Origin of the sequence: Oxalobacteraceae sp. CFBP 8761 (assembly GCA_014841595.1) — a bacterium.
Taxonomy (GTDB): Bacteria; Pseudomonadota; Gammaproteobacteria; order Burkholderiales; family Burkholderiaceae_D; genus Telluria.
Map to the genome: position 1 here is coordinate 690,336 of JACYUE010000001.1, position 15,437 is coordinate 705,772.

Annotated in this window: 10 protein-coding genes; 4 read left to right on the forward strand and 6 right to left on the reverse strand. The window is 62.6% G+C overall.

What is annotated here, in order from left to right; all coding sequences use genetic code 11:
• Window positions 1-90: 90 nt before the first annotated feature.
• Window positions 91-897 carry a phasin family protein gene (locus IFU00_03120; GenBank protein MBD8541271.1) on the reverse strand — a complete coding sequence of 269 codons (807 nt, stop codon included), beginning with the start codon at window positions 895-897 and terminating at the stop codon, window positions 91-93.
• A gap of 174 nt (window positions 898-1,071) precedes the next feature.
• On the opposite strand from IFU00_03120, the gene IFU00_03125 reads away from it, so the two are divergent.
• A complete protein-coding gene (locus tag IFU00_03125; GenBank protein ID MBD8541272.1) occupies window positions 1,072-2,349 on the forward strand; it encodes an amidohydrolase family protein in 1,278 nt (425 codons plus the stop codon).
• An 82-nt stretch (window positions 2,350-2,431) separates the two neighbouring features.
• Window positions 2,432-2,971, forward strand: a complete 540-nt coding sequence (locus IFU00_03130; protein ID MBD8541273.1) for a GNAT family N-acetyltransferase — start codon at window positions 2,432-2,434, stop codon at window positions 2,969-2,971.
• A 559-nt stretch (window positions 2,972-3,530) separates the two neighbouring features.
• On the opposite strand, the gene IFU00_03135 is transcribed toward IFU00_03130, so the two are convergent.
• From IFU00_03135 to IFU00_03145, 3 genes are all read right to left on the reverse strand, one after another.
• Complete coding sequence (locus IFU00_03135) at window positions 3,531-3,719, reverse strand: hypothetical protein (GenBank protein ID MBD8541274.1); 189 nt, start codon at window positions 3,717-3,719, stop codon at window positions 3,531-3,533.
• A 134-nt stretch (window positions 3,720-3,853) separates the two neighbouring features.
• A complete protein-coding gene (locus IFU00_03140; protein ID MBD8541275.1) occupies window positions 3,854-4,882 on the reverse strand; it encodes a methionine synthase in 1,029 nt (342 codons plus the stop codon).
• 26 nt (window positions 4,883-4,908) lie between these two features.
• Window positions 4,909-5,892, reverse strand: a complete 984-nt coding sequence (locus IFU00_03145) for a DUF1852 domain-containing protein (GenBank protein MBD8541276.1) — start codon at window positions 5,890-5,892, stop codon at window positions 4,909-4,911.
• 246 nt (window positions 5,893-6,138) lie between these two features.
• Here IFU00_03145 and IFU00_03150 point away from each other — a divergent pair, with 246 nt between their 5' ends.
• Window positions 6,139-7,113, forward strand: a complete 975-nt coding sequence (locus IFU00_03150; GenBank protein MBD8541277.1) for a diacylglycerol kinase — start codon at window positions 6,139-6,141, stop codon at window positions 7,111-7,113.
• A 10-nt stretch (window positions 7,114-7,123) separates the two neighbouring features.
• On the opposite strand, the gene IFU00_03155 is transcribed toward IFU00_03150, so the two are convergent.
• Window positions 7,124-10,030, reverse strand: coding sequence for an esterase (locus IFU00_03155; protein MBD8541278.1), 2,907 nt, complete (start codon window positions 10,028-10,030; stop codon window positions 7,124-7,126).
• Window positions 10,027-11,880: a glycoside hydrolase family 13 protein gene (locus IFU00_03160; GenBank protein ID MBD8541279.1), complete on the reverse strand. Its 1,854-nt coding sequence runs from the start codon at window positions 11,878-11,880 to the stop codon at window positions 10,027-10,029. Before IFU00_03160 ends, IFU00_03155 begins: the two co-directional genes overlap by 4 nt.
• 387 nt (window positions 11,881-12,267) lie before the next feature.
• Here IFU00_03160 and IFU00_03165 point away from each other — a divergent pair, with 387 nt between their 5' ends.
• Window positions 12,268-15,180 (forward strand): TonB-dependent receptor, encoded by a 2,913-nt coding sequence (locus IFU00_03165; GenBank protein ID MBD8541280.1) that lies wholly within the window; start codon window positions 12,268-12,270, stop codon window positions 15,178-15,180.
• Window positions 15,181-15,437 lie beyond the last annotated feature (257 nt).

The following is a 15,437-nucleotide window of genomic DNA, read 5'->3' on the forward strand; positions in this document are numbered from 1 at the left end:
GCTAGTGTAGTCGTTTTGCCTAGTTGGCGCAGCGCGGGGCCGTGGTGGCCGCTTGTCTACTGCCGTCCTGGCTGTGGCGTCAGGTGCCCGTTACTTGCGGCGCCGGCGTGGCGTGGCCGCCGTGGCAGGGGCGTCCGGGTCGCGTCGCTCGATCGGCGCGGCCGCTGGCGCCGGTGGCGTTGCGGCCAGGACGGCGCCGTTGCCGGCAGCCTGGGCGATCGGCGTGGGCTTGGCCGCTGCAGGGCTGGACAGCACATTGAGCGCGGCGTCATCGGGTGCTGGTTCCTGCAGCATGCTGGCCACGGCTTCGATGGTCGGGGCAGGCTGGGGCGCCGCCTCTGCCTGTGGCGCTGCTTCGACGTGCGGCTCGGGCGCTTCGGCAACCGGCGCCGGGGCGACGGCGACGGGTTCCGGCGTTGGCGCCGCTGCAACCGCATCGATCGTGCGCTCGGCTGCTGCCTGCACGGTGTCGGCGGTGGCCTTGCCGGCATCGACGACGGCCTGCGTCATCTCGGCGGCCTGCGTCATCTCGGCGACCGGTGCCATCTCGGCGATCGGCGCCGGTGCCGGCGTTGCGCTGCGCAGCAGGAATGGCTGGGCGCCGACAGCGATACCGAGCAATTCGCGGCTATACGCAAACAGGCTGTGGACCTGTTCTTCGGCATGGCTGCGCAGCACGGCGAGGTCACGCGCATCGCGCGCGCCGATCAGCTGGCGGGCAGTCTGCGCCGAGCGCTCGAGGACTTCCTGGGACGTGGTCAGATTGAGCGCCGTGATGCGGCTGGCGCTGTCGATTGCCTGGGTGGCCAGTGCATTGAGCACCGTGAGTTGGGCATTCATCGGTGCAGTCAGGTAATTGTTGGGTGCTGCGGACAACTGCTCGGAGAGTGAGGTCATGAAGTTTCCTATCTATCAAGTATGGCGCGCTGCAATAAAGTCAGTGTACCCACGATTGTTGGCCGGTGCAATGAACGTTGGTCGCTTATTCGGCGCGGATGATATTGCGTTGCAGCATTGCCATACGGTTGTGCCACAGTTGCTACAATCGGACAACCACTCAATGGAGTCACCATGGACCTCGTGATCCGCAACACCACGCTGCCCGATGGCCGTACCGGCATCGACATCGGCATTCTGGACGGCCGCATCGCGGCGCTGGCGCCGCAACTGGCAGCACGGGGCGTGCGCGAAATCGATGCCGCCGGCGACCTGGTCAGCCCGCCGTTCGTCGATGCACACTTCCATATGGATGCGACGCTGAGCTACGGCCTGCCGCGCGTCAACCAGAGCGGCACATTGCTGGAAGGGATCGCGCTGTGGGGCGAACTGAAACCGCAGCTGAGCCAGGATGCGCTGATCGAGCGCGCGTTGCGTTATTGCGACTGGGCGGTGGCGCGTGGCCTGCTGGCGATCCGCACCCACGTCGACGTCTGCGACGACCGGCTGCTGGCGGTCGAGGCGCTGCTGGAAGTCAAGCGCCGCGTTGCGCCGTATCTCGACCTGCAACTGGTCGCGTTCCCGCAAGACGGCCTGCTGCGCAGCGCCAACGCGTTCGAGAACCTGAAGCGCTCGATCGACATGGGCGTGGATGTCGTCGGCGGCATTCCCCACTTCGAGCGCACGATGGCGCAGGGCGCCGAATCCGTCAGGCTGCTGTGCGAATTCGCGGCCGAACGGGGCCTGCGCGTGGACATGCACTGCGACGAGAGCGACGACCCGATGTCGCGCCATATCGAAACCCTGGCATATGAAACGCAGCGCCTGGGGCTGCAGGGCAGGGTGGCCGGCTCGCACCTGACCTCGATGCATTCGATGGACAATTACTATGTGAGCAAGCTGATTCCGCTGATCGCCGAGAGCGGCGTGGCGGCCATTGCCAATCCGCTCATCAACATCACGCTGCAGGGCCGCAACGACACCTACCCGAAGCGGCGTGGCATGACGCGCGTACCCGAGCTGATGGCAGCGGGCGTCGACGTCGCCTTCGGCCACGATTGCGTGCTCGACCCGTGGTACGGCATGGGCTCGGGCGACATGCTCGAGGTGGCGCACATGGGCCTGCACGTGGCGCAGATGACGGGACTCGAAGCGATGCAGTCGTGCTTTACCGCCATCACCGAAACGCCCGCACGGATCCTTGGCCTGGAAGGCTACGGTCTGGCGCCGGGCTGCCACGCCGACCTGGTGATCCTCGACGCCGGCTCGACGGTGGAAGCGATCCGCCTGCGCGCCCCGCGCCGCTTCGTCTTGCGGCGCGGCCAGGTCGTGGCCGAAGCGCCATCGGCCGCCAGCCGCCTGCATCTGCCGGGCCGGCCCGACAGCGCCGACTTCCGCCTCGGCCGTGGCTAAATTGTCAATATAGCGCGTGATAATTCGTGGTTTTTCAGGCAAAATAGCGGACCGCCCTGTCCTGGCACTCCCGTAGATTGTTGTGAAAGACCTTGTTATCCGCCCTGCGCTCGAAGCCGATTTCGAGTCGATTTGGGCTATTTTTTGCGCCCATATCGAGGCGGGTGAAACCTATGTCTTCAGCACGGCGACGTCCCGCGAAGCCGGTTACCACTACTGGCTGGGCGAGGGCGTGGGCAGTTTTGTCGCCGTGAGCCCGGGCGGCCGGGTGCTGGGGATGTACCGCCTGGTGCCGAACCAGGTCGGGCGTGGCCACCACGTGGCCAATGCCTCGTACATGGTCAACCCGGCGGCGCAGGGGGCGGGCGTGGGCCGCGCGATGGGGCAACACAGCTTGGACGAAGCGCGCAGCCGCGGCTATCTGGCGATGCAATTCAACCATGTGGTCAGTACCAATGGGCCGGCCATCGGATTGTGGAAGAAGCTGGGGTTTTCGATTGTCGGCACGCTGCCCAAGGCGTTTCGCCACAAGCGCCTGGGCTATATCGATGCGTACGTGATGTACCAGTTGCTGCAGGATCCGGATCACTGGCCGACGGCTGATGACGCGCCGGGCGGGTGACGGGTGCTGCGGAGGCGGAACTTCCTGTTCGGCAACCATTCACAGTGGAGCGCTAGCTCGTGAGGTGTAGGCAGGTAGGTCACCGAGGGGGCGCCTCGGCCGGGGCCCGAAAGCCAGTTCTGCTCGTAGCGAAACGATGCTGCCTTGTCGAACGGATTCGTAGTGATGACGTTCTGTAGCTCGACTAGGTAGTCCTCGCTCAGTTCGCGCGGCTCGTGCGCCTGCTTGAGAAGTTCGACAAATTGACGAGCCTTGTCTTCAGACGGCGCCTCCTTTTCGATTGCAAAGGACGAGATGTGAGGATCAGGTCTGACATTTGGACCCGGACTCTATCTTGGTCCTTCACGAGGGCTATCACGAATGGACCTATTGTTGAGCTCGTGTCTGAATGTCAGACCTGACCCCGATTGTGGGATAGATCTATTGTTGAGCTCGTGTCTGAATGTCAGACCTGACCCCGATTGGATTGTGACCCCGATTGGATTGACCCGATTGGAGCACTTGATCCAATTGGAGCCGGGTAGCAATCACAGGGCCGCCACCATTTGAACAACGACGTTCAGCTCTCGCGCTGCACGGTGCCCTGGTCGTACTGGTCGTCGTCAGTCTCACTCGGCGGCATCGCTGCCTGCTGGTCGTCTTCAGTTGCGGCCGGCTCGCCTGCGGTGTCCTCGTTGCCTGTGCCGTCACCCATACGCTGCTGATCACGATTTGCCTGGACGTCATTGACTTCATTTTGCATCGCCATGCTGGTCTCCTTGTCATGAAATATGACCTCATGATAGTCAGGTATCTTCAGCACACGAATAGTCCCGTGGCTGGCGCGAATGTAGGATTGCACTGTCTACACTCCGCCTGCATGGCCCTGCAACGTCACCTGGATCAGGCTGACAGTTCCCGCCGAATGATCTCTGCGCCCGCGTTCAGTGCAGCCAGCTTGGCTTTCGCGACGTGCCGCGACAACGGCGCCATTCCGCAATTGGTGCAAGGGCACAGCTTGTCGGCGTCGACGAACTTCAGCGCCTTGCGCAAGGTATTGGCAACTTCTTCCGGCGTTTCGATAACATTGCTGGCCACGTCAATTGCGCCAACCATTACCTTCTTGCCGCGAATGAGTTCCAGCAGATCCATTGGGACATGCGAGTTGTGGCATTCCAGCGAGACGATATCGATGTTCGATTTTTGCAGCTGCGGGAAGATGGATTCGTATTGGCGCCACTCCGAGCCCAGTGTCTTTTTCCAGTCTGTATTGGCCTTGATGCCGTAGCCATAGCAAATATGGACCGCCGTTTCGCATTTGAGGCCTTCGATTGCCCGTTCCAGCGTGGCGATGCCCCAGTCATTGACCTCATCGAAAAACACATTGAACGCCGGTTCGTCGAACTGGATGATGTCGACACCGGCTGCTTCCAGTTCGCGCGCTTCCTGGTTCAGGATTTTTGCGAATTCCCAGGCCAGCTTTTCACGGCTTTTGTAGTGGCTGTCGTAGAGCGTGTCGATCATGGTTATCGGGCCGGGCAGGGCCCATTTGATCGGCTTGTTCGTTTGCTGGCGCAAAAATTTGGCATCGTCGACGAATACCGGCTTCGGGCGGCTGACGGCGCCAACCACGGTTGGTACGCTGGCATCGTAACGATTACGGATCCTGACCGTCTCGCGCTTCTCGAAGTCGACACCGCTCAGGTGTTCGATGAAGGTCGTGACGAAATGCTGGCGCGTCTGCTCGCCATCGCTGACGATATCGATGCCCGTCTGCTGCTGGTCTTCAAGTGACAGGCGAAGTGCATCCTGTTTGCCCTCGACCAGTTCCTCGTTCTGTAATTTCCAGGGCGACCAAAGGGTTTCTGGTTCTGCGAGCCAGGCGGGTTTCGGCAGACTGCCGGCGGTTGAAGTGGGCAATAATTTTTTCATGTCAGATCGCTTTGCGTGTTGAATCGTCAAAAGGTGTAGCTGGCTGCCCAGCGCTCGAGGATTGGCTGGTATGGCTTGATGAAATGTTCTTCAGCAAATTTCCCCTGCTTGACGGCGAGCTGGCTGCGCTCTTCCCGGTCGTACACGATCTGCGTCAGTGAATAATCCTGGTGTTTCAATTTCGGCTGAAAGTGTTTCGCTGCCGAAGCATTGGCGTTATAGATCTCGGGCCGGTAGATCTTCTGGAATGCCTCCATTGTGCTGACCGTGCCTGTCAGCTCCAGATCGGTGTAGTCACCCAGCAGATCGCCGACAAAATAGAAGGCCAGTGGCGCAACGCTATTGGGCGGCATGAAGTAGCGCACCTTCAATCCCATCTTGCCGAAGTATTGATCGGTCAGGGAGGGTTCATCCTGGAGGTATTCCACGCCCAATACAGGATGTTGATGGTCGGCGCGGTGGTACGTCTTGTTGGTTGAAATACTCAGGCAGATCACCGGCGGCTTGCCGAAATGTTCCTTGTACGCCGCCGACGCAATGAAGCACTGGAACAGCTTTCCGTGCAGGTCGCCAAAGTTATCCGGGACGCCAAAATCCTGTCGATCCTTGTTGTGATCCGACAGCAGGACGCTGAAGTCATAATCGCGCACGTACGAAGAAAAATTATTTCCCGCGATGCCTTCGATGCGCTGGTTGGTCTCGCGATCGACGATCGTGGTTTTCAGTATTTCGATCAGCGGGAACGCATCACCACCGCCTTCGGCCGACAACGCCATCTCGACCGACACGATATCGAGTTCGAGGGCATAACGATCGCCCCTGGGATTGTCAGCCTGGGCCAGCGCGTTGAAACGCGCGTCCATCATGTTCAAGGCTTTGCGCAGATTGTCCTGCCGATGTTCTCCCCTGGCCAGGTTCGCGAAATTGGTCGTGATCCGCGTGCCATCGGCCGGGCGGTAATGTTCATCGAACCGAACGGTCTTGATCGCAAACGTAAAATCTTCATTCATCATAGCCAGCTGCTCCGGGATTGAGAGCACACCTGTGTGTGCCCGGTCCGTCGATTATGACCAGCCAGTCGATTGAATAAAAGTGATGTTAACTCATTCAACGATGAAATTCGCTCATGGTTCACGTCCTGCGTTCAGGGCCCTGGCCCCTGCACGCGAGCGTTGCGTAACGCACCCAGCGGCGTCTGCGCCGGTGATACGATGGCTGCATTCTCGATCAACCACTCTTACCGAATCGACCCTGCGATGCCAGCCAACGAGTTGCTACCTGACGCTCCTTTCTTCATTGTTCTGAACGCGGGATCGGGTCATTCCGAAACCGAAATGCGCATCTCCACGATCAACGAGGTCATGGACGCCGGCGGCCGCGTGTGCCATCTGGAAGTGGTGGACGAGCCCGAGCGCATTGAACAGATCGCCAAGGACATGGCAGCCAAGGCCGTCGCCAGCGGTGGCGTGCTGGTGGCCGCTGGCGGCGATGGCACCATCAACACGGTCGCGCACCAGGCGGTGCTGGCCGGGTGTGCGTTTGGCGTGCTGCCGCAAGGCACCTTCAACTACTTCGGACGCACCCACGGGATTCCCGAAGATCTGGCCGAGGCCGTGCACGCGCTGCTGCGCGGCAAGATCAAGCCGGTGCAGGTAGGCGTGCTCAACGACAAGATCTTCCTGGTCAATGCGAGTGTGGGCCTGTACCCGGCACTGCTCGAAGAACGCGAGCACGACAAGCGCGAGTTCGGCCGCAGCCGCGTGGTCGCGTTTCTGTCAGCCATCAAGATGACGCTGCGCGCGCATCGCCACCTGCAGATCCGGCTCGAGCTGGACGGCAAGGAGCAGCGTTTGCGCACGACGACGCTGTTCGTGGGGAACAACCGGTTGCAGATGGAACAGGTCGGCATGGAACAGTTGACCGATGCCGTCGAGGATGGCCAGCTGGCGGCGCTGGCGCCCAAGCCGATGGGTAAACTTGGTCTGCTGGGCCTGCTGGTGCGCGGCGCGCTTGGCAAGCTGGGCAACGCCGACGACGTCGTGGCATTTTCGTTCAAGCGCATGACCGTGCGCACGCCGTCGCTGTACGGGCGCAAGCGCCTGAAGGTGGCCGTCGATGGCGAGGTCAGCAAGATGGCGACGCCGTTTGAATTCCGGGTGCTGGAAGGGCGGCTCAAGCTGCTGCTGGCGCCGCCACAGGCAGCCGCCGCCACACCCGACGCCGCTGCCTGAGCCAGCTGGCTTACTTCACCCGCAGCAGCCGCACGCCATGGATGTCGAACCGGTTGGCCGGTTCGGCGCCACCGGCGCCCGTGAAGGTGCGGTTGCTCTCCAGGTAGCTCATATTGTAGAAGTCCGTCATCTCCAGGCGGTAGCTGCCGGCCTGCAGGCGCGCGGCCAGCGGCGTCGAATACACGGTTGGCGTCGCGCCCTTGAACAGCGGCGTATGCGGCAGCTGGATCACGCCTTGGGCCACGATCTTGCCAGCGCTGTTCTTCAACGCCAGCCACTTCACGCCGCCACTGATCCCCAGATTCACCTGGTTCGCGCCATTGTGATAGCGCACCTGGATCCGGTAATCACCTGTGCTTTCGACGCGCATCCCGTCCACGGCAAAGCGGTCTTGCGGCCGGCCCCAGTCGCGGATCGCGGGTAGTGAAAAGCGCGCATCCGGCGCGGTGCTTGGCAGGTTCGACGTCACGCGCGGGTCGGTCACGCCGATGTCGATGCCAGTGCCAGCAACCCCGTCGATGCAACGCGGCTGGCTGTGGTGGCTGACATTGCCGCTGTCGGCAAAGCGCGCCTCCACCGCATAGCACGACGCCACGCCGGCCTTGTCGTCGGTCCAGGCGCCGGCCGGCAGCTTGTCGGCCACCAGTTTGCCGTCGCGGTACACGCGGTAGGTCACACCTGGCGCATTGCCATTCGCGCCGATCGTCAACCCCACGGCGCCGGACGATGCACGCGTCAGCGCCTCGATCACCGGTTCGCGCGGCCCGAACGTGACGGACGATTCTTCATACGGATTGGCCTGCACGCGGCGAATGCCCTGCGCGCCGGCGACCAGTTTGCCCAGCACGATCTCGATGCGATTTTCAGCTTGCAAATCACCCGTGCGCAGCGTGTCCTTGACCTGTTTGCCATTCAGCAGAGTGCGCTCGACCTGGTGATAGCCGTCGCCCTCGGCCACTGGCGGCAGGCGCAGCACCACGTCAATGCGCTTGCCGTGCAGGCGCAGGTCGTGCAAGGCAATCTCGTTGGTCGCGCCAAAGGTCTCGCGCCGCAGTTTGGCGGTCACGAACGGCCGCAGCGCAATGCCGTCGTCCTGCACGCTCACGCCAAATACATTGTCGATCACCATGCCCAGATACCCGCCGACCGACCATAACTGGCGCCGCGAGTTGATCACGGGGCCGCTCAGCGCCGGGGTCTTCTCGTCGAGCAGCAGCGGCTGGCCCGACAACCACTCGAGGTTTTCCATGTTCGACAGGTTCACCGCTGCGCCGCGCATCAGCGTTGCGTAGGCGGCATCGGCCACCGCTGCGTTCTTGCCCTGCACCGCAGCGCGCAAGCCATACGCGGTGACGAAGGGCCAGATGGCGCGGTTGTGATACACCGGCGCGCCGATCTGCTGCGGCCAGATGACCGGTGCGCCCATCGGACCATGCGGATAGCGGGCCAGGATCGATGCTGTTTGCTTGCCGTCGGCCACGCCGCTGACAATCGCCAGCGCCTGACCGAGCCAGTCGAACTTGTGCAGCGGCGCGCCGTCCAGGTGGCCGGCGGTGAGGCTGCTGTACATGCCTTCGTCGGCCAGCCAGAGTTCTTTGTTGATCGCGCGTTTCAGCTCAAGTGCCCAGCGCGTGTAGCGCGCGGCCTTTGCTGCATCGCGCTGTTCGCGCGCCAGTTGCGCCGCGAGCTTGAGGGCCTGGAAGATCACGACGTTGGTCGACAGCGCCTTCGAGCTGGCCATCGACGCCAGGTCGCCCGGGATCCACGCAGCGTAGGTCTGGTCGCGCCAGTCGAGGAACGATTCTTCGCCCGTGTACAGGCCGGTGGCTGCGTCAAATGCCGCCACGCGGTCGATCTCGAGCGTGTTCGACAGCGCCTTTAACGCCTTGCTGGCGAACGCTGCGCGTTCGGCAGCGGGCAGCGTGCGCAGTGTTTCTTCGGCCGCGAAGGCCCATGTCAGGCGGTCGGTGCTGACCGGCCAGCTGCCGCCACTGCCGGTGTCCTGCACGATCTGCAGGCCGTCCGCCGTGGCAGGGATCTGCGTCACCGGCGTGACGCCGGCGCGCCAGCCAGAGAGTTTGAAATCGAGCGAATTGCGCACGCGCTGCGGGTCGAGCAGGGCCAGGCCCAGGTCGGCCGCATACGACAGGTCGCGCGTCCACACATACGCCCACTTCTCGCCGGTGGAGAAGCACTCACAATCGATGGCGTTGCCGCCGTTGTAGTTACCGTCCTTGATCTGGCTGACCGAATTGAGGCGCATCTCGGCGCCGGCCAGCGCGAACAGCGCGTCGAAGGCGAGGTTGCCGGTGCGGGCGCGCGGCAAGCCTTCCTGCTCGGCGTAGGCCACATACTGCGGACCGGGATCGCGCAGGCTCATGGTGCTCGACTGGACATACTGGCGTAGCAGCGCCTGTGCATCGGGCGTCGAGTAGCGCACCGTCTCGGTCTTGCCATCCCACGTTGGCCAGGCTTGCGTAGCGACCGCGGCGTGGCCCGCATGCGGATCGGGCGCGTTGGCACGGTCGGCATCGGGAAGACGCGTGACCTTCAGCGCAGGTTTGGCGGGATCGCTCGCGTCCAGCGTGAAGCGGTAGGTGCCGGACGTGCGCACGAACAGGAACGTCTCCGGCCCCGACAGGCGTTCGAGCTGGTACGCGGTATCGGGCGCCACATTGACGCTCTTGTCCGGATCGATGACCCACTCGGCAGCCCAGTCGCTGCTGCCGAGTTTGAAAGCGTGGTTGCCCGGCGCGACGGCGATGTCGGCCTGGTAGATCCCCTTGCCCTTGGGCGCCAGCGCATCGGCCGTCCCCCAGCCATTGAACGCGCCACGCACGAACAAGGCGGCATCCAACTGCGCATGGGCGCCGCCGCAGGCGAGGAGGGCGGCCAGTGCGATGGCGCTGCGCATCATCGCGCTGCCTCCAGCTCCAGAATCACGGAAGCACCTGGAGGCAGTGTGAGCTTCGAGCGCAGGTCGAACGTCTTGCCGGTCAGGACATCCACGCCGCTGGTCACGCCAGTGAGCATTTCGCGGAAGCGGTCGACATCGAGCGCCATTTCTTTTGCGTTGTTGTTGAAGGCGATCAGCACCTTCTTGTCCGCGTTATAGCGGAAATAGACGTAGGTATTGTTCTGCGGCCCGTAATGCATCATGCGGCCGCTGTGGATCACCGGCTGGCTCTTGCGCCAGTTGGCCAGCTTGCGCACGAACGCCTGCGCCGCGCGCGGCTTGTCCTTCAGGCCCGTGCCGGTAAAGGCATTGACCTTGTCGCCGGCCCAGCCGCCCGGGAACGGGATGCGGTAGCTGGCGTCGTCGCGGTCTTTCGTCGGGCTGGTAAACAGCAGCTCGTCACCCACGTAGAACTGCGGGATGCGCGGCGCCGTCATCATGAACACCATCGCCATCTTGTACTTGTCGAAGTCTTCGCCGGCGACGCTGTAGATGCGCGACATGTCGTGGTTGTCCGCAAACAGCACCAGGTTGCCTGGCTCCGGATACAGGTAGTCGAGCGACAGCATCTCATACACATCCGAGAACACGTTGCCGCCTTTCTTGTCCGCCAGCGCGGTACGCATTGCCTCGGCCACCGGGAAGTCCATCAGGCTTGGCGTGTAGGCGCGGTAACCGTCAAAGTTGTCCTTGCCGCGCTGCCAGCGCGCGACGACCGGCACCTTGGTGCTCCACTCTTCGCCGACCAGGTTCAGGTTCGGGTATTCGGCCATGATGCGGCGCGTGTACTCCGACAAAAACGCGCTGTCCGAGTAGCCGAAGGTGTCGATGCGCAGGCCCGAGAGCTTCGCGTATTCGATCCACCAGATGTTGTTCTGGATGATGTAGTTGGCCAGCAGCGGATTGGACTGGTTCAGGTCGGGCATGCTCTTGACGAACCAGCCGCGCGTGAAGTTGTCGGCGTCTTCCTTCGAGCCGTACGGGTCCTGCACCGCCGTGTGGTAGTGCTGGGTCGGGACGAACTTGTCGCTGTAGTTGATCCAGTCCGGCGCCGGTACGTCCTTCATCCACCAGTGGTGCGAACCGATGTGCGACAGCACCACGTCCTGGATGATGCCGATGCCGCGCTTCTTCGCTTCGGTCGACAGGCGCACGAAGTCTTCGTTGCTGCCGTAGCGCGGGTCGATCTTGTACAGGTCCGTGGCCGCATAGCCGTGGTACGAGTAGCCCGGCATATTGTTCTCGATGAGCGGCGTCGGCCACAGCTGCGTGAAGCCCATGTCCGCGATGTAATCGAGGTGGTTGATCGCGCCCTGGATGTCGCCACCGTGGCGGCCCAGGCCACCCTTGCGGTCGGCCTTGTCGAGCATGCCGGCGACGTTGTCATTGGACGGGTCGCCATTGGCAAAGCGGTCCGGCATGATCTGGTAGATCGCGTCCTTGCTGGAAAAGCCCTGGCGGGTCGCGGAACCCGGGTCGCGCGCCAGCAGGCGGTAGGCATGCGTGGTCGTGCGGCCGGCGCCGCTGAACGTGATGTCGAACGTACCGGGCGCCACCTTCGGATCGAGCACGAGGTCGATGAACAGGTAGTTGCGGTTCGGCGTGCGCGTGACCGATGCAATGCGCGCGCCGGGGTAGGTCAGCGTTGGCGTCAGGTCGCCAATTGCCTCGCCATGCACCATCAGCTGAACCTTGTTGTCGTGCATGCCGGCCCACCAGAACGGCGGCTCCATGCGGTCGATGGCGGGGGCCTGGGCGAAGGCGGCAAGCGAAGCGCTGCCGAGCACGATGGTGGCGAGGAGTTGTCTCATGAGTAGTGGGGCTGGTGCCAGTCGTGATACTGCTGACGTAGTTGGACTACAGAGTCAGCATGTCGACGGTGGAACGCTTGGCCGGTTATTGTTGTGTTGATGGAAGGTTACTATAAACCCTGCGGCCCAACAATCATGCGGGACGGATTCGATTTCACCCCGACTACATAGGCTCAGGACAGTCCAACCTTCAGATTGCCTTCAGATCCGGTGCGAAAGTCGTATAGAGGGCCTGAAAACACCGCAAATGTGTAGCCCAAGTACAACGTGCACAATGTTGTTGTCGTGCAAAGCATGCCATGATCCTCGCCACACATTGCTGCCCTGTTCAGGCTCTAGTTTTAGTACAGAGTCGTGACCAGCAGTTAAGAAAAACCGAGGAGACACATGAACGCCACCGCTACCCGGGCCACCCAGGCCCGTCGCCGTACTGCAGCCACTTTTGCATTCCCGTTGAACCCGTTCGCCGCCGGTTGCGCCGTGCTGCTGTCGGTCCTGGCAGGTAACGCGTATGCGCAAGCCTCGGGCAGCGAAGAAGCCACCCCCGTCGCACCGAACACGCCCGTGGCCGCCGCCACGGTGCAGACGCCGGCTGAAGCACCGGCCGCTGCACCCACCGCGTTCCCGAACGGCGCCGTCTCGAAAGTGACCGTGACCGGCATCCGTACCGGCATCGAAGCGGCCATCTCGATCAAGCGCAATTCGAATTCGATCGTTGAAGCGATCTCGGCCGAAGACATCGGTAAATTGCCGGACACGTCGGTTGCCGAATCGATCGCGCGCCTGCCTGGCGTGACCGCCCAGCGTAGCCGCGGTTCGGGACGTGCATCGGAGATCTCGGTGCGCGGCCTGTCGCCAAGCTTCAATGGCACGCTGCTCAACGGCCGCGAAATGGCCTCGACCGGCAATGCCCGCAATCCTGAATTCGACCTGTTCCCATCGGAGCTGATGGGCGGCGTCGTGATCTACAAGACGCCGGACGCAAGCGTCATCGGCCAGGGCCTGGCCGCGACGATCGACCTGAAAACCGTGCAGCCGCTGGACTTCGGCAAGCGCGTCATTGCTGCCAACTACAAGCGCAGCCGCCTGGGCGTGCGCACCGCCGAAGAAGGCAGCGGCGACCGCGTCTCGTTCTCGTACATCGACCAGTTCGCCGACCGCAAGTTCGGCATCGCGCTGGGCATCACGTCGTACGACGAAACCGGCGGCGAGCAGCGCAAGTTCGACGCCTGGGGCGGCAACACGGCAGCCCTGCCATTCAACGGTCAGAACGTGCTGGTGCCGCTGGGCTTTACCGCCGACACCGAATCGACGTCGCACAAGCGTGACGGCGCCTTCATGTCGCTGCAGTTCCGTCCGAACCGCGATTTCCGCTCGACCCTCGACCTGTTCTATTCGGCCGGCGAGACGGGCCTGAAGCGCAGCGGTTTCGAAGGCGCGGTCGGCTCGAACACGTCGGGCCTGTATGACCCGGCCGGCGTGCTGCAGAACGTCGTCGTGCAAAACGGTGTCGCCACCAGCGGCACGCTGACCAACTACAAGGGCGTGGTGCGTAACCACGTCGAGACGTCGGAAGACGACCTGAAGACAGTCGGCTGGAAGAACGAACTGAAGCTTGGCGACTGGAGCACCAGTGCCGACATCACCTGGTCGAAAGCGACCAAGCTGAGCGCGCGTTACGAAACCACCGCCGGCCTGCCGGGCAATGCGAATCCGCTGGACACGATCTCGTGGACGGGCTTTAACGGCGGCAATTTCACCGACGTCGCTTGGCGCACGGGCCTGAACTATTCGGACCGCGCAGTTGCGCAACTGACCGACGTGAACGGCTGGTCGGGCACCGCCACCAACATCCTGCCGCAGGCCGGTTACCTGGCCCAGCCGTACGTGGAAGACACGCTCAAGGCAATCCGCCTGAACGCCAAGCGTCCGGTGGAGTGGGGCCCGATGTCGGCCGTGCAGTTTGGCTACAACTTCACCGACCGCGAAAAAGCGCGCAGCGGCGAAGAAGGCCGTCTCGAGATCCTGGGCGGCGCCCAGTTCGCCGCGCAGACGATGCCGGGCACGGGGACCGGCGTGGCCGGCACCACCGGCCTTCCGATCGCCACGTGGAATCCGTCCGGCTCGCTCGGCACCGTGTACCAGCTGGCCACGAAGGTCAATGCCGACATCCTGACCAAGTTCTGGGATGTCAAGGAAACGGTCCAGACCGCTTACCTGATGGGCGACCTGAACGGCGAGCTGTTCGGCTTCGAATACCGCGGTAACGTCGGCTCGCAATTCGTGCACACGAAGCAGACGGGCGGCGGCTACAACAGCGGCAACTGCACCGGCGAAACGGCCGATGCGTGCCCGGCCGTGCGCGTCGTCGACAGCGTCAGCTACTGGGACGTGCTGCCAAGCCTGAACCTGTCGTTCGACCTGAAGAACGACCAGGTGCTGCGCATGGGTCTGGCGCAAGTGCTGTCGCGTCCGAACCTGGACGACCTGCGCGGCGGCATCGGCTTTGGCGTGAACACCGGCGTGACCAACCCGTTCATCAGCGGTGGTGGCGGTAACCCGGGCCTCAAGCCGTTCAAGGCCAAGGCGTTCGACCTGTCGTACGAAAAGTACTTCGCGAAGAAGGGCTATGTCAGCGCAGCCGTGTTCTACAAGAAGCTCGACACGTTCATCCTGCGCACGCCGTCGGAATACGACTTCGCGCCATGGGCGACCTCGACCACGCCGCTGCCGACCACCGGCGACTTCGCCGGCTCGACCGTTGGCGTGCTGAACCGTCCTGAAAACGGCGAAGGCGGCAACATCAAGGGTTACGAGCTGGCGGTGAACATTCCGCTGAACATGGTCAGCGACTGGCTGGACGGCTTCGGCATCATGGCCAACCATTCGTTCACCAGCTCGGCGATCGACATTCCGGCCCTGGGCTTCGGCAACGTGCAGACCTCGGCGCAATCGATCCCGCTGCCGGGCCTGTCGCGCAAGGTCAGCAACCTGCGCGTGTACTACGAAAAGTACGGCTTCCAGATCGCCGCCGCAGCGCGCAAGCGTTCGGACTTCCTGGGCCAGTCGCCGGACTTCTCGGACACGCTGCAGTACACGTTCGTGAAGGGCGAGACGATCGTCGACTTCCAGCTGTCGTATGAAATCCAGTCGGGCTTCGCCAAAGGTTTGTCGGTGTTTGCACAGGCCAACAACTGGAACAACGCGCCGTACCAGGAGTACACGAACAGCAGTGATTCGATCACCCGTCGCGTCGACTACGGCCGCACCTACCAGTTCGGCGCCAACTACAAGTTCTGATGACCGGCAAGGCTGCCTAGCAGCCTCTGATTCGCGCCGAGACATCCCCGACAGCCTCCAGGCTGTCGGGGATTTTTTTTGTCTGTTGTAAAAATACAAAATTCATGTAGTGAAGTTACAACGTGGCGTTCAGGGCATGAATGTTTTACTACATCCTGCGCACCGATTCGGTGCAATCAAGCATAAACCGTTGCTTTTTAGAGCGTTTGTAGCCCAACTACACGCGTTAAAAACCACAGGTGAGCTGCTCATCAGTT